Annotated in this window: 25 protein-coding genes; 12 read left to right on the top strand and 13 right to left on the bottom strand. The window is 72.3% G+C overall.

Annotation, left to right across the window (positions count from 1 at the left end):
* Positions 1-6: 6 nt before the first annotated feature.
* Together IE209_RS25100 and IE209_RS25095 are read right to left on the bottom strand one after the other, a co-directional pair.
* Complete coding sequence (locus tag IE209_RS25100; RefSeq protein ID WP_189689616.1) at positions 7-1,512, bottom strand: class I adenylate-forming enzyme family protein; 1,506 nt, start codon at positions 1,510-1,512, stop codon at positions 7-9.
* A gap of 27 nt (positions 1,513-1,539) precedes the next feature.
* Positions 1,540-2,523, bottom strand: coding sequence for a tripartite tricarboxylate transporter substrate binding protein (locus IE209_RS25095; RefSeq protein WP_189689615.1), 984 nt, complete (start codon positions 2,521-2,523; stop codon positions 1,540-1,542).
* Positions 2,524-2,602: 79 nt separating this feature from the next.
* Between IE209_RS25095 and IE209_RS25090 the strand changes: the two genes are divergently transcribed.
* The 3 genes from IE209_RS25090 (at position 2,603) to IE209_RS25080 (ending at position 5,021) form a co-directional block, all read left to right on the top strand.
* Entirely contained in the window at positions 2,603-3,397 is a 795-nt protein-coding gene (locus IE209_RS25090) for an IclR family transcriptional regulator (RefSeq protein WP_189689614.1), read from the top strand.
* A gap of 277 nt (positions 3,398-3,674) precedes the next feature.
* A complete protein-coding gene (locus IE209_RS25085; protein WP_189689613.1) occupies positions 3,675-4,556 on the top strand; it encodes a DMT family transporter in 882 nt (293 codons plus the stop codon).
* A 108-nt stretch (positions 4,557-4,664) separates the two neighbouring features.
* Entirely contained in the window at positions 4,665-5,021 is a 357-nt protein-coding gene (locus IE209_RS25080) for a DUF2845 domain-containing protein (RefSeq protein ID WP_189689612.1), read from the top strand.
* A gap of 7 nt (positions 5,022-5,028) precedes the next feature.
* Here the strand turns inward: IE209_RS25080 and IE209_RS25075 are convergent, their stop codons facing one another.
* From IE209_RS25075 to IE209_RS25065, 3 genes are read right to left on the bottom strand one after another with little or no spacing between them, the layout of a single operon-like run.
* On the bottom strand, positions 5,029-5,439 hold the full coding sequence (locus tag IE209_RS25075; protein ID WP_189689684.1) for a diacylglycerol kinase: 411 nt from the start codon (positions 5,437-5,439) through the stop codon (positions 5,029-5,031).
* Positions 5,436-6,791 (bottom strand): histidine kinase dimerization/phospho-acceptor domain-containing protein, encoded by a 1,356-nt coding sequence (locus IE209_RS25070; RefSeq protein WP_189689611.1) that lies wholly within the window; start codon positions 6,789-6,791, stop codon positions 5,436-5,438. The genes IE209_RS25075 and IE209_RS25070 overlap by 4 nt, the downstream gene beginning before the upstream one ends.
* On the bottom strand, positions 6,788-7,474 hold the full coding sequence (locus IE209_RS25065) for a response regulator transcription factor (protein ID WP_189689610.1): 687 nt from the start codon (positions 7,472-7,474) through the stop codon (positions 6,788-6,790). The genes IE209_RS25070 and IE209_RS25065 overlap by 4 nt, the downstream gene beginning before the upstream one ends.
* A gap of 62 nt (positions 7,475-7,536) precedes the next feature.
* Between IE209_RS25065 and IE209_RS25060 the strand changes: the two genes are divergently transcribed.
* From IE209_RS25060 to IE209_RS25050, 3 genes are read left to right on the top strand one after another with little or no spacing between them, the layout of a single operon-like run.
* Positions 7,537-8,229, top strand: a complete 693-nt coding sequence (locus IE209_RS25060; RefSeq protein WP_189689609.1) for a phosphatase PAP2 family protein — start codon at positions 7,537-7,539, stop codon at positions 8,227-8,229.
* Entirely contained in the window at positions 8,226-9,929 is a 1,704-nt protein-coding gene (locus IE209_RS25055) for a phosphoethanolamine transferase (RefSeq protein ID WP_189689608.1), read from the top strand. The genes IE209_RS25060 and IE209_RS25055 overlap by 4 nt, the downstream gene beginning before the upstream one ends.
* Before the next feature lie 49 nt (positions 9,930-9,978).
* Entirely contained in the window at positions 9,979-11,931 is a 1,953-nt protein-coding gene (locus IE209_RS25050) for a methyl-accepting chemotaxis protein (RefSeq protein WP_189689607.1), read from the top strand.
* Positions 11,932-11,952: 21 nt separating this feature from the next.
* Here the strand turns inward: IE209_RS25050 and argC are convergent, their stop codons facing one another.
* A complete protein-coding gene (argC, locus tag IE209_RS25045) occupies positions 11,953-12,897 on the bottom strand; it encodes an N-acetyl-gamma-glutamyl-phosphate reductase (RefSeq protein ID WP_189689606.1) in 945 nt (314 codons plus the stop codon).
* A gap of 116 nt (positions 12,898-13,013) precedes the next feature.
* Here argC and IE209_RS25040 point away from each other — a divergent pair, with 116 nt between their 5' ends.
* Positions 13,014-13,898: a LysR family transcriptional regulator gene (locus IE209_RS25040; RefSeq protein WP_189689605.1), complete on the top strand. Its 885-nt coding sequence runs from the start codon at positions 13,014-13,016 to the stop codon at positions 13,896-13,898.
* A 64-nt stretch (positions 13,899-13,962) separates the two neighbouring features.
* On the opposite strand, the gene IE209_RS25035 is transcribed toward IE209_RS25040, so the two are convergent.
* The 4 genes from IE209_RS25035 to IE209_RS25020 form a co-directional block, all read right to left on the bottom strand.
* Positions 13,963-15,942 carry a gamma-glutamyltransferase family protein gene (locus tag IE209_RS25035; protein WP_189689604.1) on the bottom strand — a complete coding sequence of 660 codons (1,980 nt, stop codon included), beginning with the start codon at positions 15,940-15,942 and terminating at the stop codon, positions 13,963-13,965.
* A gap of 134 nt (positions 15,943-16,076) precedes the next feature.
* Positions 16,077-16,991 carry a DMT family transporter gene (locus tag IE209_RS25030; RefSeq protein ID WP_189689603.1) on the bottom strand — a complete coding sequence of 305 codons (915 nt, stop codon included), beginning with the start codon at positions 16,989-16,991 and terminating at the stop codon, positions 16,077-16,079.
* Positions 16,988-17,497, bottom strand: coding sequence for a methylated-DNA--[protein]-cysteine S-methyltransferase (locus tag IE209_RS25025; protein ID WP_189689602.1), 510 nt, complete (start codon positions 17,495-17,497; stop codon positions 16,988-16,990). Before IE209_RS25025 ends, IE209_RS25030 begins: the two co-directional genes overlap by 4 nt.
* A gap of 2 nt (positions 17,498-17,499) precedes the next feature.
* Entirely contained in the window at positions 17,500-19,035 is a 1,536-nt protein-coding gene (locus tag IE209_RS25020) for a DNA-3-methyladenine glycosylase 2 family protein (RefSeq protein ID WP_229883033.1), read from the bottom strand.
* Between the two features lie 145 nt (positions 19,036-19,180).
* On the opposite strand from IE209_RS25020, the gene IE209_RS25015 reads away from it, so the two are divergent.
* The 4 genes from IE209_RS25015 to IE209_RS25000 all read left to right on the top strand — a co-directional run bounded on the left by IE209_RS25015 (position 19,181) and on the right by IE209_RS25000 (position 20,727).
* Positions 19,181-19,486, top strand: coding sequence for a hypothetical protein (locus IE209_RS25015; RefSeq protein WP_189689600.1), 306 nt, complete (start codon positions 19,181-19,183; stop codon positions 19,484-19,486).
* Positions 19,487-19,488: 2 nt separating this feature from the next.
* Positions 19,489-19,749, top strand: coding sequence for a hypothetical protein (locus IE209_RS25010; RefSeq protein WP_189689599.1), 261 nt, complete (start codon positions 19,489-19,491; stop codon positions 19,747-19,749).
* Positions 19,750-19,810: 61 nt separating this feature from the next.
* The gene (locus tag IE209_RS25005) at positions 19,811-20,257 is read left to right on the top strand and encodes a universal stress protein (protein WP_189689598.1); all 447 of its coding nucleotides are present in this window, start codon (positions 19,811-19,813) and stop codon (positions 20,255-20,257) included.
* Between the two features lie 62 nt (positions 20,258-20,319).
* Positions 20,320-20,727, top strand: coding sequence for an OsmC family protein (locus tag IE209_RS25000; protein ID WP_189689597.1), 408 nt, complete (start codon positions 20,320-20,322; stop codon positions 20,725-20,727).
* A gap of 27 nt (positions 20,728-20,754) precedes the next feature.
* Here the strand turns inward: IE209_RS25000 and IE209_RS24995 are convergent, their stop codons facing one another.
* A complete protein-coding gene (locus tag IE209_RS24995) occupies positions 20,755-21,669 on the bottom strand; it encodes a LysR family transcriptional regulator (RefSeq protein WP_189689596.1) in 915 nt (304 codons plus the stop codon).
* A 104-nt stretch (positions 21,670-21,773) separates the two neighbouring features.
* On the opposite strand from IE209_RS24995, the gene IE209_RS24990 reads away from it, so the two are divergent.
* Entirely contained in the window at positions 21,774-22,865 is a 1,092-nt protein-coding gene (locus IE209_RS24990) for an alkene reductase (RefSeq protein WP_189689595.1), read from the top strand.
* Positions 22,866-23,048: 183 nt separating this feature from the next.
* Here the strand turns inward: IE209_RS24990 and IE209_RS24985 are convergent, their stop codons facing one another.
* Entirely contained in the window at positions 23,049-23,393 is a 345-nt protein-coding gene (locus tag IE209_RS24985) for a DUF3088 family protein (RefSeq protein WP_189689594.1), read from the bottom strand.
* A 10-nt stretch (positions 23,394-23,403) separates the two neighbouring features.
* A complete protein-coding gene (locus tag IE209_RS24980; protein WP_189689593.1) occupies positions 23,404-24,045 on the bottom strand; it encodes a peroxiredoxin in 642 nt (213 codons plus the stop codon).
* Positions 24,046-24,070: the final 25 nt, after the last annotated feature.

Below are 24,070 nucleotides of genomic sequence, written 5' to 3'. Positions count from 1 at the left end.
TTGGGATCATGGGGCTGCCAGCGCGAGTTCGCGCACGGCGTTCTTGAGCACCTTGCCGACCGGCGAGCGCGGCAGGCTGGCGTGGAAATGGATGCGCTTGGGCGTGGCCACCGGGCCCAGCCGCTCGCGCACGAAGGCCGTCAACTCGGCCTCGCTCGCCTGGTGGTCCGGGCGCAGCTGCACGGCGGCCTGCACGGCCTCGTCCCATTTGTCGTCGGGCACACCGAACACGGCGCATTCGTGCACGGCCGGGTGCTGGCCCAGCGCGTTCTCCACCTCGATCGGGTAGACGTTGAAGCCGCCCGTGATGACCATGTCCTTGAGCCGGTCCTTGAGGTAGAGCATGCCGCGTGCGTCGATGAGACCGCGGTCGCCCGTGTGCAGCCAGCCGTCCACGAGGGTCTCGGCGGTCTTCTCGGGCAGGCGCCAGTAGCCGCTCATGACGAGGTCGCCGCGTGCCACCACTTCGCCGATCTCGCCGGTCGGCAGCAGCCGGCCGTCCGGCGCCATGATGGCCACGTCGCTGAACCAGGCCGTGCGGCCGACCGAGGCCCAGTTGGACTCGTCCTCGAAGTCCTCGGGCTGCATCACCGTCAGGATCTGCGGCGCCTCGGTCTGGCCGTAGGTCGTGGCCAGCACCGGGCCGAAGAAGGCGCGCACCTCGCGGATCTTCTCGGGCGGCATGGGCGCGCCGCCGTAGATCAGCCGGCGCAGCTGCGGGAAGTCGGCGCGGCTCGCGCCGGGCTGGGCCATCAGCATGTAGATCAGCGTCGGCGGCATGAAGGCCACCGTGCCGCCGCGTTCGCGGAAAGCCGCGCGCACGGCCGCGGCGCCGCTGCCCTCCAGCAGCACATGGCAGCCGCCCTGGGCCAGGATGGGCAGCAGGTAGGTGGAGGTGCCGTGCGTGACGGGCGCGGCCAGCACGTAGCGCTCCTGCTCGGTAAAACCCCAGCAGTGGATCTGGTTGGCGATGTTGGCCATCCAGGCGCGGTAGGGCTGCATGACGCCCTTGGGCGCGCCCGTGGTGCCGCCCGTGAACTTGATGGCCTGGGTGGCGTTGTCCGGCAGCGCGATGGTGGGCTGCGGCGCGCCGGCATGGCGCGCGAGCAGGGCCGCCACGGTGTCGCCGCCGGCCGGCGCCTGGTCGGTCCACAGGCGCTGGCCGGGGGCGCCCTCGAGCAGAGCGGCGCAGTCGGCGTCCAGCACCAGGACGCTGGGCTCGGTGGCGTCCACCAGGCGGCGCAGCTCGGGCCGCGTGCTCTTGGGGTTGAGCGGCACCCAGACCTTGCCGCAGGCCAGCACGGCCAGCAGCGCCACGATGTGGGCCACGCTGTTGTGCGCACAGATGCCCACGCGGCTCTGGGCGTGCGGATCGATGGCGTTCAACGCGGCGGCCAGCGCGCGCACGCGTTCGGCCAGTTCGGCGTAGGAGAGGCTGCCTTCGGGCGCGTCGATGGCGGTGCGCGCGGGCCAGCGCGTGGCGGCGCGCCAGAAGAAGTCGATCGGGACCATGGGGTTCTCAGTGGCGGGGATGGGGTCTCATTCGGCGGAGGCGCCCGAGGCCTTCACGACGGCTTGCCAGCGCGTGATCTCGGCCTCGGCGAAGGTGCGCATCTGCTCCGGCGTGCCCGAGGCCGGGCTGGCGGCCAGGTCCTGCAGGCGCTTCTTCACCTCGGGCGCATCCAGGGCCTGGTTCAGCGCCTTGTTGAGCTGGGCGATGACGGGTGCCGGCGTGCCGGCCGGCGCGGCCAGGCCGAACCAGGACTGCACGTCCAGGCCCGGGAAACCGGACTCGGCCAGCGTGGGCACGTCCGGCAGCATGGGCAGGCGCTGGGCGCTGGTCACGGCGATGGCGCGCAGCTTGCCCGACTGCACGTGCGGCAGCGAGGAGGGAGCGTTGTCGAACATGGACTGCACCTGGCCGCCCAGCAGATCGGCCACGGCCGGCGCGCTGCCGCGGTAGGGCACGTGCAGCATGTTGAGCCCGGTCTGCATCTTGAACATCTCGCCCGACAGGTGGATGGACGAACCGCTGCCCGAGGAGGCGAAGGTGATGCCGTTCTTCTCGGCCTTGGCGAAGCGCTGGTAGTCAGCCACCGTCTTGACGGGCAGGGACGGATGCACGACCAGGATGTTCGGGATCTTGGCCATCAGGCCGATGGGGGCGAAGTCCTTGCGCGGGTCGTAGCCCAGCTTGCCGTACAGCGAGGCGTTGATGGTGTTGGCGATGGTGTAGACGTAGAGCGTGTAGCCGTCGGCCGGCGCGCGCGCCACCACTTCGGCGCCCACGTTGCTGTTGGCGCCCGTGCGGTTGTCCACGACGATCGGCTGGCCCAGCAGCTCGCCCATCTTCTGGCCGACCAGCCGTGTCACCACGTCGGTGGCGCCGCCCGCGGCGTAGCCGACCACCAGGCGCACCGGTTTGGCGGGCCAGGTCTCGGCCTGGGCGGGCAGGGTGGCCAGGCAGGCCAGGCTGGCGGCACAGGCCAGCAGGCGGCGTCGGGAAGGGTGGCGGTCGGTCATGTCGTCTCCTGGTTGGGTGGTGTGGCCGGGGCTGCGGCACACTGCGCGGCACCGCTCCCGACCGCAGGAATTCTTCGCCATGGCCCGCTCGAGCACGAACCAGAACGTCCACTCTGCGGACGATTCATCTCTTGACGCCGGCGGCGCCCGCGCGCTGCGGCGCGGGCTGCAGTTGCTCGATGCGCTGCTCGATGCGGGCCCCGAGGGCCTGCGCGTGGTGGAGCTGTGCCGGGCCTGCGCGCTCGAGCGCGCGACCGTGCACCGCTTGCTGGCCACGCTGCAGGCATCGGGCTACGTGGCCACGGCGGGGCGCTTTCGCTACGTGCCGGGTCCGCGCCTTGGCCGGGCGGCCGCTGCCCCCGGCCAGCCCAACATGGCAGTGCGGCTGCAACCGGTGCTGGCCCGGGTCAGCGCGGCCTTCGGCGATGCCGCCTTCGCCATCGTGCGCGACGGGCCGCATTCGCACTGCATCGCGCGCGAGGTCGGCACGCACCCAGTGCAGGTGCTCGTGATCCAGGTCGGCACGCGCCAGCCGCTGGGCGTGGGCGCGGCCGGTCTCGCGCTGCTGTCGGCGCTGCCCGACGCGCAGGTGCAGCAGATCGTGGCGGCCAATGCGCCGCACCTGGCGGCCTACGGCGGCATGACGGCCGAGCGGCTGCACCTGCTGGTGCGCGCCACGCGCGAGCGCGGCTGGTCGGTGATCGGCAACCACGCCACGCGCAACGTGCTGGCCGTGGGCATGGCGGTGCGCGACGCGCGCGGCGAGCCGGTGGCCGCCATCAGCCTGGCCAGCACGCTGGCGCGCATGCCGCGCGAACGCCAGCAGCTCGTGGCGCGCACCATGCGCGAGGCGCTGGCGCCGCTGGCGGTCTGAGAACGTGTGAACGAACCGCTCACACCCACGCGAGGCCCTCGATGAGCACCCGTTTCCATCATGATCGTTGCGCTCGGGGCCCCGCCCTTCGGGCCGGGGCGCGCCAGGCCGCATGCGGGCGTTGCGGTCCTTGCCCGGGCACGAGCCCGGGCTGCGGCCCGCGCCTACGCCTGCGGCCCGCCGCACCCCGTCGTGGGCGCGATCGGTTCGTTCACACGTTCTGAGCGCCTGCCGCACAATCGCGGCCGGCCGACTCCTGGCCGGAGACAAGAACGACATGCATCTCACACACACGCGCGCGCTGTTCCTGATGGTCCTGGTCACGCTGATGTGGTCCATCGCCGGCGTCGTCACACGCCAGCTGCAGGCCGCCGAGGGCTTCGAGGTCACCTTCTGGCGCAGCTTCTTCACGCTCGTGGCGCTGGCCGTGCTGCTGCCGCTGCTGCAGGGCCGGACGCTGTGGGCGCGCATGCGCGCAGCGGGCTGGGCGCTGTGGATCTCGGGCCTGTGCTGGAGCGTGATGTTCACCGCCTTCATGCTGGCGCTGACGCTGACCAGCGTGGCCAACGTGCTCGTGACCATGGCGCTGGGGCCGCTGTTCACGGCGCTGGTGGCGCGCTTCGCGCTGGGCCACCGGCTCGCGCCGCGCACCTGGGGCGCCATCGTGCTGGCCGGCATCGGCATCGCCTGGATGTACGGCAGGCAGCTGGGCGGCGGCGGCGCCGGCGTGCTGACCGGCACGCTGGTCGCGCTGTGCGTGCCCGTGGCCGCCGCCGTGAACTGGACCGTGGTGCAGCGCAGCCATGCGGCCGGGCGCGACCTCGACCTGGTGCCGGCCGTGCTGGTCGGCGCGCTGCTGTCCTCGCTGACCACGCTGCCGGCCGCGCTGCCGCTGTCGGCCACGCCGCACGACATCGGCCTGCTGGCCCTGCTGGGCGTGGTGCAGCTGGCCATTCCCTGCGTGCTGGCGGTGCGCTGCGCGCGCGTGCTGGCCGCGCCCGAGGTGTCGCTGCTCGCGCTGCTGGAGGTGATTTTCGGCATCGCGCTGGCCTGGCTGGGCGCGGGCGAGCAGCCCGGGCCGTCGGTGCTGGTGGGCGGGGGCCTGGTGATCCTGGCCCTGGTCGGCAACGAGCTGCTGGGCTGGCGGGCGCGGCGTTGAAACCTTGCGCCGCAAGGAGCCCTTGTGCCGGCACGGCTGAAGGCCCCGGCGCCTGCGCCGGGGCGTATGCTCCCTGCCATGCTGCACTGTCCTGCTCCGACCCGATCCATGCGTCTGCTGGCTGGCGCGCTGGCGCTCGCCGCCACGGCGCTGGCGGTGCCACAGGCCCGGGCTTCGCAGTCGATGCGCTGCAACGGCGAACTCGTCGGCAAGGGTGAATCGCCCCTGGTGCTGCTGCACAAGTGCGGCGAGCCCGTGTACCGCCAGCCGGTCTGCGTGCCCATGTTGCAGCTGGGCTGGATCGTCCTGCCCTACCGGCTGGACGGGCCGGGCGCCGTGCTGGCCAACCAGTGCGTGCCCATGGAGGAATGGACCTACGACCGCGGGCCCGGCAACTTCCTGGGCGTGGTGCGGCTGTACAACGGCGCGATCGAATCGGTGCGCGACGGCGCGCGCCTGCGTTAGGCGGTTCTCACGCGAAGCGCGCGAGCAGCGCCGCCACCCAGACCCCGCCGCAGAACAGCAGCGCCAGCAACACGGCCGCGCTGCCCAGGTCCTTGGCGCGCTTGGACAGTGCATGCCATTGCGGCCCGACGCGGTCGATGGCCGATTCGACGGCCGTGTTGAGCAATTCCACGACCATGACCGCGACCACGCTGCCGACCAGCAGCGCGACCTCGGCCCAGTTGCGGCCCAGCCAGAAGGACAGCGGCACCAGCAGCAGCGACAGCAGGGCCTCGAGCCGGAAGGCCTTCTCGGCCCAGCCGGCGCGCAGGCCATCGACCGAATGGCGCAGCGCATGCCACAGGCGCGCGAGGCCGTGGCGCCGCTTGTGCGGGTTGTCGAAGGAGTTCTCGGGCGAGGCGGGATGTCGGTCGGTCACGGTGCAGGAAGGTGGTGGCCGGGCGCCTGGCCCAGCGTGAGGGTGTCGCAGCGCCAGCCGTCGGCGTCCGGGCCGGTGGTGCGAAAGTGGCCGCCGTGCACGGCGGCCACGCGCTGCACGACCTGGTGGCCCAGCCCCAGGCCCAGCACGGTCCCGGCGCGCCGGGGGGCGCCCGCGTGCAACAGCGCGGCGGCGTTGTCGCGCACCTGCAGGGCCGGTGGCTCGGCCTGCACGCGGATCTCCACGGCCGTGCCGGGCGGCGTGTGGCCCAGCGCGTTGACGACCAGGTTGCGCAGCGCGATCTCCAGCAGCACCGGATGGCCGTTGGCCAGGCATTCGGCCGGCGCATCGACCGCGAGTTCGTGCGCGGCGTCGAACGCGTCCTGGGCCTGCTCGGCAGCGATCCGGCGGGCCAGCGCCGCCAGGTCCAGCGGCTGCGCGGCCTCGGCCAGCTGGGCGCGGCCGGCCCGGGCCAGGGCCAGCAGGTCGTCCATGATGGCCGCGGTGCGCGCGGCATCGGCCTCGATCTGTGCCAGCGCGGCCTGGCGCTGCGCAGGCGTCAGCGTGCCGCGCAGCGAGGCGGCGTGCAGGCGCAGCGAGGCCAGCGGCGTGCGCAGCTCGTGCGCGAAGGTGTCGGCCAGTTCGCGCTCGTGCACCAGGGCGGTCTGGTAGCGCGCACCCAGCGTCTCGATCGCCTCGACCATGGCCTGGAATTCGGCATGCGGCGGCGCGTGCAGCCGGCTGGCCTGGTGGATGTCCATGGCCCGCACGCGCGCGCTGAGGTCCAGCAGGGGCTGCAGCCCGCGCCGCACGGCCAGCGTGAGCACCAGTGTGACGATGGGCAGCAGCCACAGGCCGGGCGTGGCAACCTGCTCGGCGATGTCCTCGGCCAGGTCGTCGCGCTCCTGCACGCTGAGCAGCACCGCCACCTTGCGCGCCTGGCCCAGCGCGTCGCTGCGCACGAAGACGCGCCAGGCGCGGACGGGCTGGCCCAGCTGCAGCGTGGCGAAGCCCTCGGGCGTCGTGAAATCGACCAGGGGTGCCGGCCCGGTGCGGGTCAGCAGCCTGCCGTTTTCGTCCCAGATCGCCACGCTCAGCGACTGCTGGTAGTCGTGCGCCTTCAGGTTCGGGTCCACGCCCAGGCTGGCGGCATCGGGCCGCTGGTCCTCGAAGGCCGTGCCCGACTGCGCCAGCAGCAGCGAGGCCACGCTGGCCAGGTGGCCGTCGGTCAGCTCGTCGGATTCCTCCACGCCGGTGTGGTAACCGACCAGCATGAACACCGACCAGACCGCGACCAGCGCGCCCAGCGTCCACGCGAGCAGCTGGCGCTGCAGCGAGGGGCGGCGCGTCACGTGTGCGCTTCCTCGGGCACGAAGTAGCCGACCCCGCGCATGGTTTGGATCAGGCCGTCGCCGAGCTTCCTGCGCAGGTGGTGCACATGGACCTCGATGGCGTTGCTCTCCAGCGCCTGGTCGAAGTTGTACAGGCTGGCCTCGATCTGCTGGCGTGAGAGCACGCGCGGGCTGGCCTGCAGCAGCGTGAGCAGCACGCCGAACTCGCGCGCGGACAGCTCCACGCCACGGCCGTCGCGGCGCACCTGACGCGTCGCCGGGTCCACCTCGAGCGTGCCGCGGCGCAGCAGCGGCTGCGGCCGGCCGGCCGCGCGGCGGCACACGGCGCGCAGGCGCGCCGCGAGTTCGTGCGCGTCGAAGGGCTTGCTGAGGTAGTCGTCGGCGCCCATGTCCAGGCCCGTGATGCGCGAGGCGACCTGATCGCGCGCGGTCATGATCAGCACGGGCGTGGCCGCATCGGGCCGGCGGCCGGCGGGCGCCGCACGCAGCCGCTGCAGCAGCGTGGCACCGTCGCCGTCGGGCAGGCCCAGGTCGAGCAGCACCGCGTCGAAGGCCTCCACGCGCAGCGCCGCCCAGGCGGCTTCCAGGCCATCGACGCAATCGACGGCCCAGCCGTGCTGGCCCAGCGTCAGGCGCAGGCCCTGGGCGATGCCCGGATCGTCTTCCACCACAAGAACACGCATGGCCGCCATTGTGCCGAGCGCTCTTAAGGGTTTCTTAAGTGAGCCGCCCGAAGCTCGCCGGCATGCAAGACCGACAAGGAATCAAAGGGCCCGGCACCGTGGTGCTGGCCTTGCTCGCGCTGCCCCTGCTGTGGGACGCGGGCGGCTGGGACATGGCCCTGGCGCAGCACATGGGCGGCCCCGCGGGCTTCGCCTTGAAGAGCAACTGGTGGTTGACCCATGTGCTGCACGACGCTGCGCGCCAGCTGGCCTGGGCCGTGGGCCTGTTGCTGTGCCTGGCGGTGGCCTGGCCGGTCGGGCCGCTGCGCCGGCTGCCGTTCGCGCGGCGCCTGCAGCTGGCGCTCTCCGGCCTGCTGGCCACGGGCGTGGTGGCGCTGGTCAAGTCGGGCAGCCACACCAGCTGTCCCTGGGACCTCGCGGCCTTCGGCGGCGTGGCCCGCTACCAGTCGCACTGGCAGGGCTGGCTGCACAGCGACGGCGGGGCCGGGCGCTGCTTTCCGGCCGGCCATGCCAGCGCCGGCTTCGCCTACGTGGCGGGCTGGTTCGCGCTGCGGCGCGACCTGCCGCGCCTGGCCGCCGTCTGGCTGGCCCTGGCCGTCGCCGCCGGCCTGGTGCTGGGCCTGGCCCAGCAGCTGCGCGGCGCCCATTTCATGAGCCACACGCTGTGGACGGCCTGGATCTGCGCCGCCGTGGGCTGGGCGGTCGACGCCGCATTCGCGCACCTGCGCATGGATCTCCAAGGAGCCGCTGCATGATGCGCCGTCCGATGTCCCCGCTCTGGCTGGTGCTGGCCGCCAGCCTCTGGATGACCCTGGTGGGCAATGGCGCGCTGTGGCAGCGCCTCACGGAACTCCATCTGCTCGCGGGCAGCCGCGGCCTGGCCTTCGGCGCCGCGCTGTGGCTGGCCATCTGGGCGCTGCTGGCCGCCTTGCTGGGCCTGTTCGCCTGGCGGCCCACGCTCAAGCCCCTGCTGGTGCTGCTGCTGTTCAGCACGGCGCTGGCGCGGCATTTCATGGGCAGCTACGGCACGCTGATCGACCCCGGCATGCTGGTCAACGCCATGCAGACCGACTGGCGCGAAGCCGGCGCACTGCTGAACTGGCAACTGCTGGCCGGCGTGCTGGGGCTGGCCGTGCTGCCGGCCTGGCTGGTCTGGCGCCAGCCCGTGGCCTACGGCCGGCTGCGGCGCCAGCTCTGGCGCAACCCGGTGTTCTCGCTCGCGGCGCTGGCAGCGCTGGCGGCGCTGGTGTTGGCGATGTTCCAGCCGCTCGCTTCGGCCAGCCGCAACCACAAGGACCTGCGCTACCTCGTCAACCCGGTCTCCAGCGTGGTGTCGGTCGTGCGGCTGGCGGCGCGGCCGTTCCAGCACGAGGCCGGCCCGCTGCAGCCGCTCGGCGAGGACGCCCAGTTGGCCCTGGCCACGCCCACGGGCGGTGCGGCACGGCCGCGCCTCTTGCTGCTGGTGCTGGGCGAGACCGCGCGCAGCGACCACTTCGCGCTGAATGGCTACGAGCGGCCGACCACGCCGGTGCTGGCGCGCGAGAACGCGCTGAGCTTTCGCAACGCCTGGTCCTGCGGCACCAGCACGGCCGAATCGCTGCCCTGCATGTTCTCGCACCTGCCACGCGAGGAATACCTGCGCCGCAGCGGCAACTACGAGACGCTGCTCGATGTGCTGCAGCGCGCCGGACTGGCCGTGCTGTGGCTGGACAACCAGTCCGGCTGCAAGGGCGTGTGCGACCGCGTGCCCCACGGCGCCACCGACGCCAGCGCCAAGAGCCCGCTGTGCAACGGCGGCGAATGCCTGGACGGCGCCATGCTCGAGCAGCTGGATGCGCGTCTGGCGGCGCTGGACCCGGCGCGCCGCGCGCGCGGCATCGTCGTCGTGCTGCACCAGATGGGCAGCCACGGCCCGGCCTATGCACAGCGCTCGCCCGCCGCGGCCAAGCGCTTCCTGCCCGAATGCACGAGCAACGCGCTGCAGGACTGCGACCCGCAGCAGCTGCGCAATGCCTACGACAACTCCATCGCCTACACCGACCAGTTCCTGGGCGAGGCCATCGCCTGGCTGCGGCGCAATCCCACGAACACCGACAACGCGCTGATGTACGTGTCCGACCACGGCGAGTCGCTGGGCGAGAACAACCTGTACCTGCACGGCATGCCCTACGCGATCGCGCCCGACGTGCAAAAGCACGTGCCCTGGATCACCTGGCTGTCGCCCGGTTTCGCGCAGGCGACCGCGCTGTCGGACAGCTGCCTGCGTGGCCGGGCCGACGAGAGGGTCTCGCACGACGACTACTTCCATTCGGTGCTGGGCCTGATGGGCGTGTCCACCCACGTCTACCGCATCGCGCAGGACGCCTATGCGCCCTGCAGGCAGGACGCCACCTGGGCCGGCCGGCTGCCGCGCCAGGCCGCGGCCCTGGCCGGCGCGCCGACGGCCGGTTCCTGAACCGCGCCGTACGGCCTGGCCGTGGCGTGGAACTTGCGGCGCCCACCGCATGCTCCAACGCCTGTCCCTGTTCCACAAATTCGCCATCCTCGCGCTGCTCGGCGTGCTCATGTGCCTGCTGCCGGCCTGGCTCTACACGCGCGGCGCGCTGCAGACGCTGGCGCAGGCCAGCCACGAGGCCCGCGGCGCCGCGCCGCTGGCCGCGCTGAACCGCACCGTGCAATGGATGCAGGTGCACCGCGGCCTGTCGGCCAGCATGCTGAGCGGCAACGAAGTGCTGGCCGCGCGCAGGCCCGCGGCGCGCGATGCAGTAGCCCAGGCGCTGGCGGCCGCGGACGCGCGCTTCGCCGAAGCCGAGGTGCCCGCGGCGCAGCGCCAGGCCTGGGCGCAGCTGCGCCAGACCTGGCAGGAACTCGAGGCCCAGGTGGCCGCGCGCGGCCTGGAGGCCGCGCAAAGCACGGCCCGGCACACCGCCATGATTGCCAGCGCCATGCGCATCGGCGAGGAGTTGCTGCAGAGCTTTGGGCTCATGGTCGAACCCGAGCCGGCCTTGCAGGCGCTGATCCAGGCCGCGCTGGTGCAATCGCCCATGCTGGGCGAGAAGCTGGGGGTGATGCGCGCCCAGGGCGCCGCGTTTCTCGCGCGCGGCGAGCTGCCGCCGCCGCGCCGCGCGCTGCTGCAGTCGCTGCGCGACCGTGTGCAGGAACTGCAGGGCGAGGCGCTGCGCAACTTCGCGCGGGCCAGCGCCGGCGCGCCCGCGCTGCGGCAGGCGCTGGAGACGCCGGTGCGCCAGCAGGGCGAACGCATCGACGCCACGCTGCAGCTGGCCGAGCGCGAGCTGCTGCAGGCGGCCACGCTGCGCTTGCCGGGCCAGGCCTATTTCGACGACTTCACGCGGACCATCGACGGTCTGTACGAACTCAACGGCCTTGCCATGGCCAGCCTGGACGCGGCACTGCAGCAGCGCATCGTGGACCAGCGCCGCGCCTTGCTGTGGACCGGCCTGTCTCTGTTGCTGGCGCTGCTGCTCGCAGGCGGGTTGATGGCGGCGTTCGTGCGCTCCATCACCCGCCCCATGGCACAGGCCGTCGCGCTGGCGGACGCGGTGGCCCAGGGCGACCTCGCCGGCCCGCCCATCGCGCACGGCACCGACGAGGTCGGCCGCCTGATCGCCGCGCTGCTGGCCATGCGCGCGCAACTCACCGCGGTGGTGGTGCGCGTGCGCGGCAATGCCGACGGCGTGGCCACGGCCAGCGCCGAGATCGCCCAGGGCAACAACGACCTGTCGGCCCGCACCGAGAGCCAGGCCAGCGCGCTGCAGCAGACTGCCGCCTCGATGGAGCAGATGACGGCCACCGTGCGCCAGAACGCCGACACGGCGCGCCAGGCCAAGGCGCTGGCGCAGGACGCCAGCGGCGTGGCCGAGCAGGGCGGCGCGGTGGTGGCGCAGATGGTGCGGACCATGCAGGGCATCCATGCCGCCTCGGGCCGCATCGCCGACATCATCGGCGTGATCGACGCGATCGCGTTCCAGACCAACATCCTGGCGCTCAACGCGGCCGTGGAGGCGGCGCGCGCCGGCGAGCAGGGCCGCGGCTTCGCCGTCGTCGCGAGCGAGGTGCGCCTGCTGGCCAAGCGCAGCGCCGATGCGGCCAAGGAGATCAAGGCCCTGATCACCGACAGCGTGCAGGGCGTGGACGCCGGCCATGCGCTGGCCGGCCGGGCCGGCACCACCATGCAGGAACTGCTGGCCGCCGTGCGCCGCGTGTCCGACCTGATCGCCGCGATCAGCGCCGCCAGCCAGGAACAGTCGCAGGGCGTGGCCCAGGTCGGCGAGGCCATCGCGCAGATGGACCAGACCACGCAGCAGAACGCCGCGCTGGTCGAGCAGATGGCCGCTGCGGCGAGCAGCCTGCGCAGCCAGGCGGGCGAACTGGTCGAAGGCGTGGCGGTGTTCCGCACGCAGGCCGGGCACGGCGCGCTGCTGCTGGAAGCGGCCTGACCGGCAGGCCCGGCGCCGGGCTCATGCGGCCAGTGGCTGCCGGTCGAGCCCGAGCATCAGGTCCAGGTTCTGCACCGCCGCGCCGGCCGCGCCCTTGCCCAGGTTGTCGAACACCGCGGCCAGCAGAATCTGGCCGGTGCGCGGTTGGCCGAACACCGCGAGCCGCAGGCGGTTGCTGCCGTTCAGCGCGCGCGGATCGAGCCGCTGGCCATCGACGTCGCCGCCCAGCGGCTGCAGCTCGATGCAGGGCTGGCCCGCATAGCGCGCCTGCAGCGCGGCGTGCAACTGCGCGGCCGTCACGCCAGCGGGCAGCAGGCGCTGGTGCAGCGCGATCGTGAGCACGATGCCTTGCCGGTAGTGCCCGTAGGCCGGCACGAACGCGGGCGCGTGCGCCAGGCCGGCATGCTGCTGGATCTCCGGCACATGCTTGTGCTGCAGGCCCAGCCCATAGACCTGCAGCGGCGGGGCGTCGGCTGCGCCGGCGCCCTCGTGGTCCTCGAGCCCGGCGCGACCGCGCCCCGAGTAGCCGGACACCGCATGGATCGCCAGCGGATGGTCGGCCGGGAGCAGGCCGGCGTCGACCAGCGGCCGCAGCAGGGCCACGGCACCGGTCGGGTAGCAGCCCGGATTGCTGACGCGGTCCGCGCGGGCGATCCGCTCGGCCTGCGCCGCCTCGAGCTCCGGCAGGCCGTAGACCCAGCCCGGCGACGTGCGGTGGGCCGAGCTGGCATCGATGACGCGCACGCCGGGACGGCGCACCAGTGCCACGGCTTCCCGCGCGGCGGCGTCGGGCAGGCACAGCAGGGCGATGTCGCAGTCGTTCAGCGCCTCGGCGCGGTGGGCGGCGCTCTTGCGCTGCGCCGGCGGCAGCTGCAGCACGCGCAGATCGGTCCGGCCGGCCAGCCACTGGCGCACCTGCAGGCCGGTCGTGCCTTGGTCGCCATCGATGAAAACGAGAGGGGTCATGGAGTGCTCCAGCAAGGATCGGAGCGCATGGTGACGCGCCTTTCGAGTGCAGACCAGTTGAATCTGACAAACTGCGGATTCAGCAAACCTGAATCCCAAACGGCGAGGGGCCGACCATGCGCGAACTCAATCTCGACCGACTGCGCACGCTGCTGACGGTGGCCGACCTCGGCTCGTTCGCCGCGGCAGCCAAAGCGCTGCACCTGGCGCCGCCCACCGTGACGCTGCACGTGGCCCAGCTCGAAGCCCGGCTGGGCACGCGCCTGCTGCACCGCGCACCTTCGGGCGTGACGGCGACATCCGCCGGCGGCCTGCTGATCGACAAGGCGCGGCGGCTGCTCGCCGAGGCCGACGAACTGTTGCAGGCCGTGCAGGCCCAGGTCGCCGCCCGCGGCGGCCGCGTGCGGCTGGGGGCTTCCACGGGTGCGCTGGCGCACCTGCTGCCGCAGGCGCTGCAGGCCCTGGCCGTGCAGCATCCGCAGATCGACGTGCAGGTCGCGGTGATGACCAGCGTGGAGACGCTCGCACGCCTGGCTGCCGGCAACCTGGACATCGGCATCGTCGCGCTGCCGCAGCCGGCCCTGCGTGGTCTGCGCCTGCGGGCCTGGCGCCAGGACCCCGTGCTGGCCTTCGTGCCCGCGGACTGGAAGCCGCCGCGGCAGGTGACGCCCGCCTGGCTGGCCGCCCGGCCCCTGATCGCCAACGACAGCGGCACCCGGCTGTCGCGCCAGACCGCCGAATGGTTCGCGGCGGCCGGCGAGCGGCCGCAGGCGCGCATCGCCCTGAACTACAACGACGCGATGAAGAGCCTGGTGGCGGCGGGCTACGGCGCCGCGTTGCTGCCGCACGAGGCCGGCGCGCCGCTGCCGGACCAGCGCATTGCCATGCGGCCCTTGCGGCCGGCGCTGTCGCGTGCGCTGGGCATCGCGCACCGGGCCAGGCTGGACGACGGGCCGACGGAGTTGACGCTGCGGGCCCTGCTGGAGATGCCGGCGCGCTGAGGTGGCGCGCCAGAAAAAAGCGCAAGGCCCGTTGCCGGGCCTTGCGCTGCGGGGTGGGGCGGCGTTACAGCGCGCCGTCGCCCAGCACGATGCCTTCGCGGCGCGGGTCCACGCCGCCCTGCAGCACCCACTTGCCGTCCTTCTGCACGCGCATGACGGTGGAGATGCCGCTGGACTGGGCGCCGGAGTTCACCGTGTGGCCCATGGCCTGCAGGCCGCTCACGAGTCCCGTGAGGTCCAGCGTGGCGTTGGGGTTGGCGGTGGTCCTGGCGTTGGAGCCGTCGACGTTGGTGGTGGCGCTGTTGGCCGCGCCGAAGTCCACCAGCGAGGTGGCCTGCTGCGCATCCAGGCCCCAGTCGAGCGCGCCGACCACGGTCTTGACCACGTACTGGATGATGGTGCCGCCGCCCGGCGAGCCGGTGGCCATCATGAAGTCGTTGGTGTCGGCGCCGCGGAACACCAGCGTGGGTGCCATGGTGCTGCGGGGACGCTTGCCGGGGGCGATGCGGTTGGCGACCAGGGTGTTCGTGCTGTCCACCGGGTTGGCCGAGAAGTCGGTCAGCTGGTTGGTCAGCAGGAAGCCGCCGGTCATGTGGAACGACCCCATGGAAGACTCGACCGTGGACGTGACCGAGGCGACGTTGCCGTAGGAGTCGACGATGGAGAAGTGCGTGGTGCCGGCTTCGGTCGTGGTGTCACGTCCCAGCGGCACGCTGCCCAGATCGCCCGGCTGGGCCGTGCGCATGCTGGTTGCCGTGTTGATCAGCGCCGCGCGGCTCTTCAGGTAGTTCTTGTCCAGCATGGTGGACATGCCGTTGCCGGGGAGCGGGATGTAGTCCGTGTCGGCCACGTACTTGTCGCGGTCGGCATAGGCCAGGCGCTCGGCTTCGGACACCAGGTGCACGCCCATCACGCTGGGCACGCCGCCTTCGTTCTCGGGATTGGTGGGACCGTAGCCCGAGAGCGTGAAGTTCTCCAGGATGCCCAGGGTCTGGGCCACTGCGATGCCGCCCGACGACGGGGGGGCCATCGAGCAGACGTAGTAGGCGCGGTAGGTGATGCAGGCCGGGTCGCGCTTCTTGGCCTGGTAGCCTGCCAGATCGGCCATGGTCATGAGGCCCGGGGTGATCGGCGTGCGGGCGGTGTCGTCGCCGACGCTCTGCGCCACCTTGGCCACGATGGCCTCGGCGATGGGGCCCGTGTGCAGCGCGTTGGCGCCCTGGCTGGCCAGCGCCTTCAGCGTGTCGGCGTAGGGCAGGTTCTTGGTCGTGTCGCCGGCCTTCTTCGGCGTGCCATCCGGGTTGAAGAAGGCCGCCACGGCATTCGCGTCGAGCCGCAGGTTGTTGGCATTGCTGCCGATGGCGTCGCCCATGCGGCGCGGAATGACATAGCCATTGGTCGCCAGGTTGATGCCTTCGTCGAACAGCCCGTTCCACTTGAGCCGGCCATGTTCCTTGTGCGCCATCTCCATCATGCGCATCACGCCCGGCACGCCGATGGAGCGGCCGCTGCGCCGGGCATTCGGCACAGGAGCGGGCGAGCTGGCATCGGCCTGGTCCTGGCGGACAAGGTAGTAGTTCGTGGCGGCCGCAGGGGCCGTCTCGCGGCCGTCGTAGGCCGTGATCTTCTTGGTCCTGGCGTCGTAATACATCATGAACGCGCTGCCGGCGATGGTGCTCGACTGCGGCTCCACCAGGCCCAGCACGGCCTGCACGGCGATCGCCGCATCGGCGGCCGTGCCGCCGGCCTTCAGGACCTCGCAGCCCGCCTTGACGGCCAGCGGCGTGTTGGCCACCACCATGTAGCTGTTGGAGTTCTTGGCCTTGTACCCGAGGCGGTAGTCGGAAGCCGCCTCCGGCGCTGCCGGGTCGCCGGCCAGGCCGGAGCCGACCGTGACGGGCGTGCCGCTGCTGTTCAGCAGGGAACAACTGCTCGCGTTGGTGTCGACGATCAGGTCGTCGCCATCTCCGCCGCAGGCGACGACCGCGAGCGCGATGGCAATGGGGGTCGCGATCCAGAGAGGGGTGCGTGTTGTGAATTTCATTGGTAAGGGATAGACCTCGGAACAGGGAAGCTGCGCCCCACGATGGGGCACAGGGCGACGTGGGAAGCATCGACTGTGCCAGCCACGCCGTCGCCGCGGCCATTGCTGCAAACCAGCAAAAGTGTTGCCGGGTGTTACGGGCGGTCGGCGACGACTTTGCGTGCAGGCAAGCGCACCACCCCCGTCGCCAAGGCCGTCCCGCACAGGATCACCACGCCGCAGCCCAGCATCGCCGGCGTCAGCGCTTCGCTCAGCAGCAGCGTGCCGTACAGCACGCCGAACACCGGCACCACGAAGGTCACGGTCAGCGTGCGGGCCGGGCCCACGGTGGAGATCAGACGGAAGAACAGGATGTAGGCCAGCGCCGTGCACAGTACGCCCACGGCGAGCAGGCTGGCGAGGGCCGTGAGGCTGGGCGCCCGGCCGGGCCACAGCCACAGCGCCGGCAGCGCCAGGCCCAGCGTGGCGCCCAGCTGGCTGCCGGCGGCCAGCACCAGCGGCTTGACCTCGGCCAGGTAGCGCTTGGTGAAGGTGGCGGCCAGCGCATAGCAGACGCAGGCCAGCAGGCAGGCCAGCACGGCCCAGCCCGTGGCGGCGGCGCCGGCCTTGGGCGTGAAGCTGGCCTTGTTCCAGGCCAGCAGCGCCACGCCCACGAATCCCAGGGCCAGGCCGAGGCTGCGCGAGGCGCCGGGCCGCTCGCGCAGCCAGGCCCAGGCCACGACCGCGCCGAACAGCGGCACCGTGGCGTTGAGGATGGCCGACAGGCCGGTGGAGATCGACAGCACGGCGTACGAGTACAGCGCGAACGGGATGCCGGAGTTGAGCAGGCCCACGAACAGCACGGGCCGGTGGTGGCGCACGAGTTCGGGCAGCAGGCCGCGCCGCCACAGCAGCGGCAGCAGGCACAGCGCCGCGATGCCCACGCGCGCGGCGGCCGTGGGCAGCGGCCCCAGCTCCATCGCGGCATTGCGCATGAACAGGAAGGAGGCGCCCCACAGCGCCGAGAGCAGCAAAAAGTCGCCGAGCCAGGCGCTGCGCGGCTGGCTCATGCGGCGAGCTCCAGCAGCGCGCTCTCGCGCCGCAGCAATGCGCTCTTGCGCGGCAAGCCGCCCGCGTAGCCCGTCAGCGCTCCGGCATGGCCGAGCACGCGGTGGCAGGGCACGATCACGCTGATCGGATTGCGGCCCACGGCCGCGCCCACGGCGCGCACGGCAGCCGGCCGCGCGAGACGGTGGGCGAGCGCGCCATAGCTGCAGGTAGCGCCGGGCGCGATCGCCAGCAAAGCCTGCCAGACCGCGCGTTGGAACGCGGTGCCGCCGGACAGGTCCAGCGGCAGCTCGAAGCGTTCGCGCGCGCCGGCGAAGTAGGCCAGCAACTGCTCCTGCGCGGCCAGCAGCACCGGATGCCGCGCGGCCCGGGGCCAGGCATCGTGCAGGGGCTGGTGGCGCTGGCCGTCGAACCAGGCGCCGTTCAGGCCGGCCTCGGAGGCCGACAGCACCATGGCGCCCAGCGGCGTGTCGATGCGGGTGTGGACGGTGGACGGGTGGAACTGCATGCTCATTCCTTCGGGGTCTTCGGGGTGGGGCGTGCCGGCAGCAGCGCCCAGGCGCGCAGCACGGCATAGCTGCGCCAGGGCTTCCAGGGTTCGGACGCGGCCTCGGCCGCGCGCGCGGGCTGCGGCGCATCGCGCACGCCCAGCGCGTTGTGCAGCGCCACGTCGCCGGCGGGGAAGGCGTCGGGCCAGCGCAGCGCGCGCATGGCGATGTACTGCGCGGTCCAGTCGCCGATGCCGGGCAGGGCCTTGAGCGCGGCGATGGTGGCCGGCACGTCGCCACCGGGCTGCAGGTTCAGCCCGTCCGCCGCGGCGCGCGACAGCGCCACGATGGCGGCCTGGCGCTGGCGCACGATGCCCAGGCCGCCCAGCGCGTCGCCGGCGGCATCGCCGAGATCGGCCAGCGCCTGCGGCGCCGGAAACAGATGGGTGAGACCGGGTTCCGGCGTGGCGATGGGCTGGCCGAAGCGCGTGACCAGGCGGCTGGCCAGCGTGCGCGCGGCCGCCACCGTGATCTGCTGGCCCAGCACGGCGCGCACGGCCAGCTCGTAGCCGTCCATGCAGCCCGGCACGCGCAGGCCGGCACCATCGGGAAAGCGCGCGCCCAGCACGGCGTGGATGGCCTGCGGATCGGCATCCAGGTCCAGCAGCACGCGCACACGCCGGATCACGAGCGGCAGCACCGCGCGCAGGCTGTCGGACACGCGCAGCAGCAGCTGGTGGCGCTCGGGCGCGAAGGCCATGTGCAGCCAGCCCTCGTGCCGCTGCCCGGCCACCTGCAGGGCCAGCGTGCGGGCGATGCCGGGCGCCGCCGCCGCGGGGCCGGCCACGGTCTCCATGCCCGGGATCTGGCGCGCCGCGAAGAAGGCCAACATGGCCTGCCAGTCGTACGGCGGGCGGTAGCCGAGCCGCACCTGGCTGCCCTGGCCTTCGCGCTGGCCGCCGGCGCGGCGCAGGGCGGCGGGATTGAGCCCGTAGTGTGCGACGAAGGCCGCGTTGAAGCGGCGCAGGCTGTGGAAACCGCTGGCCTGGGCCACCTGGGCGACGGGCAGGTCGGTGTCGGCCAGCAGCTGCTTGGCCGCCAGCAACCGGCGGGTCTGCAGGTACTGCAGCGGCGAGACGCCGAACTGCGCCTCGAAGATGCGGCGCACGTGCCGGTCGGACACACCCAGCCGCTCGGCCAGGGCCTGCACCGTCGGGCCGGCCTCGGGCCAGGCATCCGGCGCGTCGAGCAGCCGCGCGGCCTGCTGGGCGAGGATGCTGGAGGCGTCCTGCGTGGACCAGGGCAGGGCCTGCGGCGCCAATTCGGGCCGGCAGCGCAGGCAGGGGCGAAAGCCCGCACGCTCGGCCTGGGCGGCGTGCTCGAAAAAGCGGCAGTTCTCGCGCCGCGGCGTCTTCACGCTGCAGACCGGCCGGCAGTAGATGCCGGTGCTGGTGACGCCCGTGAAGAAGCGGCCGTCGAAGCGCGCATCGCGGGCGGCCAGCGCGCGGTAGCGGGCTGCGTCGAGGGGGTCGCCGGGGGAGGGGGTGGACGGGTCCATGGCCGGGATCATAGGTGGCGCGCCGCCGCGCGACTCGCCGTTTTCGGACATGTGCCTCGCTGCGTGCCGACAGCACCGCGGGACGCCGGCCGACAGCCGGTTCACACCCGTGGCAGCACCATGGCAGTTGAAAGGATGTCTTGCCATGACCACCAAGAACCACTATTGCGTGACCGCCGTGCGCTACCAGAACCAGCAACTCACGGCGGTGCAGCTGGGGCAGGGCGACGGCAGCGGTGCCTGGCAGCAGGAGCCCCACGAAGTCCCGGTCGACCAGGTGGCTGCGCGCATCGACGCGGGCGACCCGGTGCACGCCCTGCTGCGCGATGGCGCGCAGGTGACGCTGGGCCCGCGCCTGAAGGTCGTGCAGGGCGAAGAGGGCCGCCGCTCGCTGGCCCTGGACAACCAGCCCAGCGACTGCCTGGAACTGGCCGACCTGGAACGCTTTTGACCATGCAGCGCAAGCCCCTGAACCACGTGCAGTACGTGGCCGAACTGAACCAGCGCCTCTGGGCCGATCCGGAGTTCTCCGAAGGCATGGCCTTTCGCATCTATCCGGACGGCAAGATCGCAGGCCATCTGCGCGATGCATCCGATGTCGGCAGCTGCCGGATCCCTGCGGTGTTCGCCCGCATCGAGCAAAGCGTGGCGCGCGAGTTCGAGCTCGTCGTGCCGGTGGTGGCGCCGCCCGTGGCCGAAGGCATGCTGGCATAGCGGCCTGCGCCCTGGTGCGCGCGCCTAGACTCGGGCCTTCGCTACCTGCAAGGAGACCCGCATGTACAAGCAGATCCTGGTGCCCGTGGATGGCTCGCAGACCGCGCTGGCCGCGCTGCGCCACGCCGTGGGACTGGCCCGCGCCTTCCAGGCCGAGCTCTTCGTCGTCCACGTGATCGACATCTACCCCTTCCTGGGCGTGGGCACGGACACCGCCGTGGGCCAGGCCGAGTACCTGTCGGCCGCCAATGCCAATGCCGAAGGCGCGCTGCGCGCGGCGCTGGCCATCGTCGAAGCCGCCGGCGTGCCCTGCGAGTCGGCTACCGTCGAGGGCCATGCCGCGGAGGAGGGCATCCTGCAGGCGGCCGGCACCTGCGATGCCGACCTGATCGTGATGGGCTCGCACGGCCGGCGCGGCATCGAGAAGCTGCTGCTGGGCAGCGTCACGCAACGCGTGCTGCAGAACGCGCGCGTGCCGGTGCTGGTGGTTCGCGGCAGCGAAGCCTGAGCGCGCGGCCCGGCCGGCGGCCGTGGCACCATCGGCGCCCGTCCACCTGCCGAAGGAGCGCCATGTCCGCCGATGTCACCCTGCACGCCACCCTGGGCGCCACGCCCTACGCCGTCGAATTCCGCGACGAGGCCGGCCACCGCTGGAGTGGGGACGAGCCGGCGGCCCAGGGCGGCGGCGACACCGGGCCCACGCCGCACGCGCTGCTGCTGTCCAGCCTGGGCGCCTGCACGGCCATCACGCTCAAGATGTTCGCGGCCCGCAAGCAGTGGCCGCTGGAAGGCGTCGAGGTCGCGCTGACGCTGCGCGCCGCCGCACCGGGCACGGCCGGCACCGACATCGAACGCCGCATCACGCTGCAAGGCCCGCTCGAGGCGGCCCAGCGCGAGCGCCTGCTGGCCGTGGCCAATGCCTGCCCGATCCACAAGGTGCTGACGGGCGAGGTGCGCATCGCCACGGCGCTCAACTAGCCCGTCCCAGCGCGCTGCGGGCCGCCCTCAGCCCGCTTCGCTCTGCGCCAGCTCCGCCGCCACCGCCACGACGAGCTCGCGCAACCAGCGGTGTGCCGGATCGTCGCGGTAGCGCACGTGCCAGGCCATCTGCACCGGAAAGCTGCCCAGGTCCACCGGCGCGGGCAGCACCTTGAGCCGCGCGTCGCCGGCCAGGCGGCGGCAGATCTGGCGCGGCAGCGTGGCGCAGTAGTCGGTCACGGCCACGAGTTCGGGGATGGCGAGGAAGTGCGTGACCGAGACCGCGACCTCGCGCTTGAGCTGCGCGCGCTCCAGCCGCTGGAACAGCCCCGCGCGCAGCCGGCCCGGCGGCAGCATGTTCACGTGCTTGAGCCGCTCGTACTGGCGCCGCGTCATGCGCGTGCCGATGTCCGGATGGTCGGCCCGCACCACGCAGGCCAGGCCGTCGTCCATGAGGTGCTGCACGACCAGGTTGTCCGGCGGATCGTCGATGCGGCCGAACACCATGGCCGTGGCGCCCGAGACCACGCCGGTCTCCGCGAGGTCGGCACCATAGGGCGTGAGCCGCAGCCGGATGCCGGGCGCCAGCGCGCGCAGCCGCGCCACCAGGGCCGGCACCAGCACGTACTCCACATAGCTGTTGGGTGCGATGGTGACCAGGCGTTGTGCGCTGGCCGGATCGAAGGCCTGCTGGCCGCGCACCAGGCCGTCCAGCGATGCGAGCGCCTCGGCGATGGCCGGCGCCAGTTCCTCGGCCTTGGGCGTGGGCTGCATGCCGTAGCGCGCACGGATGAACAACGGGTCCTGCAGCAGCGCGCGCAACCGCGTCAGCGCGTTCGACAACGCTGGCTGCGTGATGCCCAGGCGCTCGGCCGCGCGCGTCACGCTGCGCTCCTCCATGAGTGCCAGGAAAACGGGCAGCAGGTTCAGGTCGTAACGCATCCAGATATGTTGCTTGAGCTATATCTGAAATTCAACGAATAAATTGGATGAATGTACCCTTGCGCCCCAAACTTCGCTCCATCCCACTGCAACGGAGCTGCACCATGACCACCGACACCCTGTTCACCCCGACCCGCCTGGGCGCCATCGCCGTGAAGAACCGCATCGCCATGGCCCCGCTGACGCGTTCGCGCGCCGGCATGGACGGCGTGCCCTCGCCGCTGGCGGCCACCTACTACGCGCAGCGCGCCTCGGCCGGCCTGCTGATCGCCGAGGCCACCAACATCTCGCGCCAGGCGCGCGGCTATGCCTACACGCCCGGCATCTACACCGATGCGCAGGTGGCCGGCTGGAAGACCGTGACCGAGGCCGTGCACGCGGCCGGCGGCCGCATCGTGCTGCAGCTGTGGCATGTGGGCCGCATGTCGCACACCAGCCTGCAGGAGGGTGGTGCCGCGCCGGTCGCGCCCTCGGCCCTGCAGGCCGGCGGCAAGGTCTTCACCGAGGCGGGCTTCGAGGCGCCCTCGGCACCGCGCGCGCTCGAATTGCACGAGATCGCCGCCATCGTCGAGGACTACCGCCAGGCCGCCGTGCGCGCCAAGGCGGCCGGTTTCGATGGCGTGGAAGTCCATGCCGCCAACGGCTACCTGCTCGAGCAGTTCCTGCGCGACAGCACCAACCGGCGCACCGACCGCTACGGTGGCTCCATCGAGAACCGCGCCCGTCTCACGCTGGAAGTGGTCGAGGCCGTGGCCGGTGTCTGGGGGGCGGACCGCGTAGGCCTGCGCCTGTCGCCGCTGTCCACCGCCATCGGCGACACGCCGCTGGACAGCCAGCCCCAGCAGACCCATGCCTACCTCGCCGGCCGCCTGGGCGCACTGGGCCTGGCCTACCTGCACGTGGTGGAAGGCCAGATGCATGCCGAAGACGGCAGCAGCCGCTTCGACAATGCGGCCCTGCGGCAGGCCTTCGGCGGTGCCTACATCGCGAACAACGGCTACGACCGCCAGCGCGCCATCGCCGCCACGGCCGCGGGCCATGCCGACATGGTGGCCTTCGGCCGCGACTTCATCGGCAATCCCGATCTGGTCGAGCGCTTGCAGCACGGCCTGCCGCTGTTCCACGCACCGGCGACCGGCTACTTCGGCGGCGGCGCCGAGGGCTATACCGAATTCACGGCCGCAAAGGCCGCCTGAACCGACGCCCGGATGCCTGGCCCGGCCGGCTTATCCCGGTCGGCTGTGGACATCCTTGGGGACAGCGGCTGGACGGCGCAGCCAAAGCCAGTCCCCATGCGGCCTGGCGCTGCGCTGCCTCTTTTTTGGGCGGCCGCCAGTGGCTGGCCCCAAGCCGCTGGCGTTGGCGCGGCGGCGTACCGCTCAATGCACCTTGAAGAAGCCGTGGCGCTCGGCCAGCAACGCCAGGATGCGGCGCGGATCGGAAACGAAGTGCCTGCCGTTGACCGTCTGCGCATCGGGCGGTGGCGGCAGGCCGTCGCCGAAGATCAGCACGGGCAGGCCCTGGTGGTCGGCATCGAGCGCCGCCACCACGGCCGCGCGCGGCCGCGCGAAGGCCACGCGCTCCACGTCCAGCTGGGCGCCGCGCGTGGGGTCGCTGGCCAACAGGCCTTCGATGGGCAGGCAGTCGATGCAGACGAACTGCTCGCCCGGATACTTGGCGTCGCTGAAGCCGGGCTGCAGCAGGATCAGGCGGTCGTTGGCCATGGCTCGGGCTTCAGCGGTTCGGCTGCGGCGTGATGCGCAGGTAGGGCCGCACGGCGGTGTAGCCCTTGGGGAAGCGCTCGGCGAGTTCCTGGGGATCCTGCAGGCTGGGCAGGATCACCACATCGTCGCCGTCCCTCCAGTTGGCCGGCGTGGCGACCTTGTGGCTGTCGGTCAGCTGCAGCGAATCGATCACGCGCAGGATCTCGTCGAAGTTGCGGCCGGTGCTGGCCGGGTAGGTGATGGTGGCGCGCACCATCTTGTTCGGGTCGATGATGAACACGCTGCGCACGGTGGCCGTGGCCGAGGCGTTGGGGTGGATCAGGTCGTAGAGCTCGGACACCTTGCGGTCGGCATCGGCCAGGATCGGGAACTGCACCGAGGTCTTCTGCGTCTCGTCGATGTCGGCGATCCACTGCCGGTGCTTGTCGACCGGATCGACGCTGATCGCAATCGGCTTGACGCCGCGTTTGGCGAACTCGCCCGACAGCGCGGCGGTCTTGCCCAGTTCGGTGGTGCACACCGGCGTGAAGTCCGCCGGGTGCGAGAACAGCACGACCCAGTTCTGGCCGGCCCAGGCATGGAAGTCGATGGGGCCGAGGCTGGATTGCTGGGAGAAATCGGGGGCGGTGTCGCCCAGGCGGAGAGTGGCCATGGAGGGCTCCGGAAAGAAGAGGAAC

The organism is Pseudorhodoferax aquiterrae, assembly GCF_014652235.1.
GTDB lineage: Bacteria > Pseudomonadota > Gammaproteobacteria > Burkholderiales > Burkholderiaceae_C > Pseudorhodoferax > Pseudorhodoferax aquiterrae.
The sequence above is the reverse complement of the archived record's forward strand: the minus strand, read 5'-3'. Positions and strand labels throughout refer to the sequence as shown.

Coding starts and splice junctions, on each gene's coding strand:
- IE209_RS25100 (WP_189689616.1), bottom strand. CDS start 1,512: ATGGTCCCGATCGACTTCTTCTGGCGCGCCGCCACGCGCTGGCCCGCG.
- IE209_RS25095 (WP_189689615.1), bottom strand. CDS start 2,523: ATGACCGACCGCCACCCTTCCCGACGCCGCCTGCTGGCCTGTGCCGCC.
- IE209_RS25090 (WP_189689614.1), top strand. CDS start 2,603: ATGGCCCGCTCGAGCACGAACCAGAACGTCCACTCTGCGGACGATTCA.
- IE209_RS25085 (WP_189689613.1), top strand. CDS start 3,675: ATGCATCTCACACACACGCGCGCGCTGTTCCTGATGGTCCTGGTCACG.
- IE209_RS25080 (WP_189689612.1), top strand. CDS start 4,665: ATGCGTCTGCTGGCTGGCGCGCTGGCGCTCGCCGCCACGGCGCTGGCG.
- IE209_RS25065 (WP_189689610.1), bottom strand. CDS start 7,474: ATGCGTGTTCTTGTGGTGGAAGACGATCCGGGCATCGCCCAGGGCCTG.
- IE209_RS25060 (WP_189689609.1), top strand. CDS start 7,537: ATGCAAGACCGACAAGGAATCAAAGGGCCCGGCACCGTGGTGCTGGCC.
- IE209_RS25055 (WP_189689608.1), top strand. CDS start 8,226: ATGATGCGCCGTCCGATGTCCCCGCTCTGGCTGGTGCTGGCCGCCAGC.
- IE209_RS25050 (WP_189689607.1), top strand. CDS start 9,979: ATGCTCCAACGCCTGTCCCTGTTCCACAAATTCGCCATCCTCGCGCTG.
- argC (WP_189689606.1), bottom strand. CDS start 12,897: ATGACCCCTCTCGTTTTCATCGATGGCGACCAAGGCACGACCGGCCTG.
- IE209_RS25040 (WP_189689605.1), top strand. CDS start 13,014: ATGCGCGAACTCAATCTCGACCGACTGCGCACGCTGCTGACGGTGGCC.
- IE209_RS25035 (WP_189689604.1), bottom strand. CDS start 15,942: ATGAAATTCACAACACGCACCCCTCTCTGGATCGCGACCCCCATTGCC.
- IE209_RS25030 (WP_189689603.1), bottom strand. CDS start 16,991: ATGAGCCAGCCGCGCAGCGCCTGGCTCGGCGACTTTTTGCTGCTCTCG.
- IE209_RS25025 (WP_189689602.1), bottom strand. CDS start 17,497: ATGCAGTTCCACCCGTCCACCGTCCACACCCGCATCGACACGCCGCTG.
- IE209_RS25020 (WP_229883033.1), bottom strand. CDS start 19,035: ATGGACCCGTCCACCCCCTCCCCCGGCGACCCCCTCGACGCAGCCCGC.
- IE209_RS25015 (WP_189689600.1), top strand. CDS start 19,181: ATGACCACCAAGAACCACTATTGCGTGACCGCCGTGCGCTACCAGAAC.
- IE209_RS25010 (WP_189689599.1), top strand. CDS start 19,489: ATGCAGCGCAAGCCCCTGAACCACGTGCAGTACGTGGCCGAACTGAAC.
- IE209_RS25005 (WP_189689598.1), top strand. CDS start 19,811: ATGTACAAGCAGATCCTGGTGCCCGTGGATGGCTCGCAGACCGCGCTG.
- IE209_RS25000 (WP_189689597.1), top strand. CDS start 20,320: ATGTCCGCCGATGTCACCCTGCACGCCACCCTGGGCGCCACGCCCTAC.
- IE209_RS24995 (WP_189689596.1), bottom strand. CDS start 21,669: ATGCGTTACGACCTGAACCTGCTGCCCGTTTTCCTGGCACTCATGGAG.
- IE209_RS24990 (WP_189689595.1), top strand. CDS start 21,774: ATGACCACCGACACCCTGTTCACCCCGACCCGCCTGGGCGCCATCGCC.
- IE209_RS24985 (WP_189689594.1), bottom strand. CDS start 23,393: ATGGCCAACGACCGCCTGATCCTGCTGCAGCCCGGCTTCAGCGACGCC.
- IE209_RS24980 (WP_189689593.1), bottom strand. CDS start 24,045: ATGGCCACTCTCCGCCTGGGCGACACCGCCCCCGATTTCTCCCAGCAA.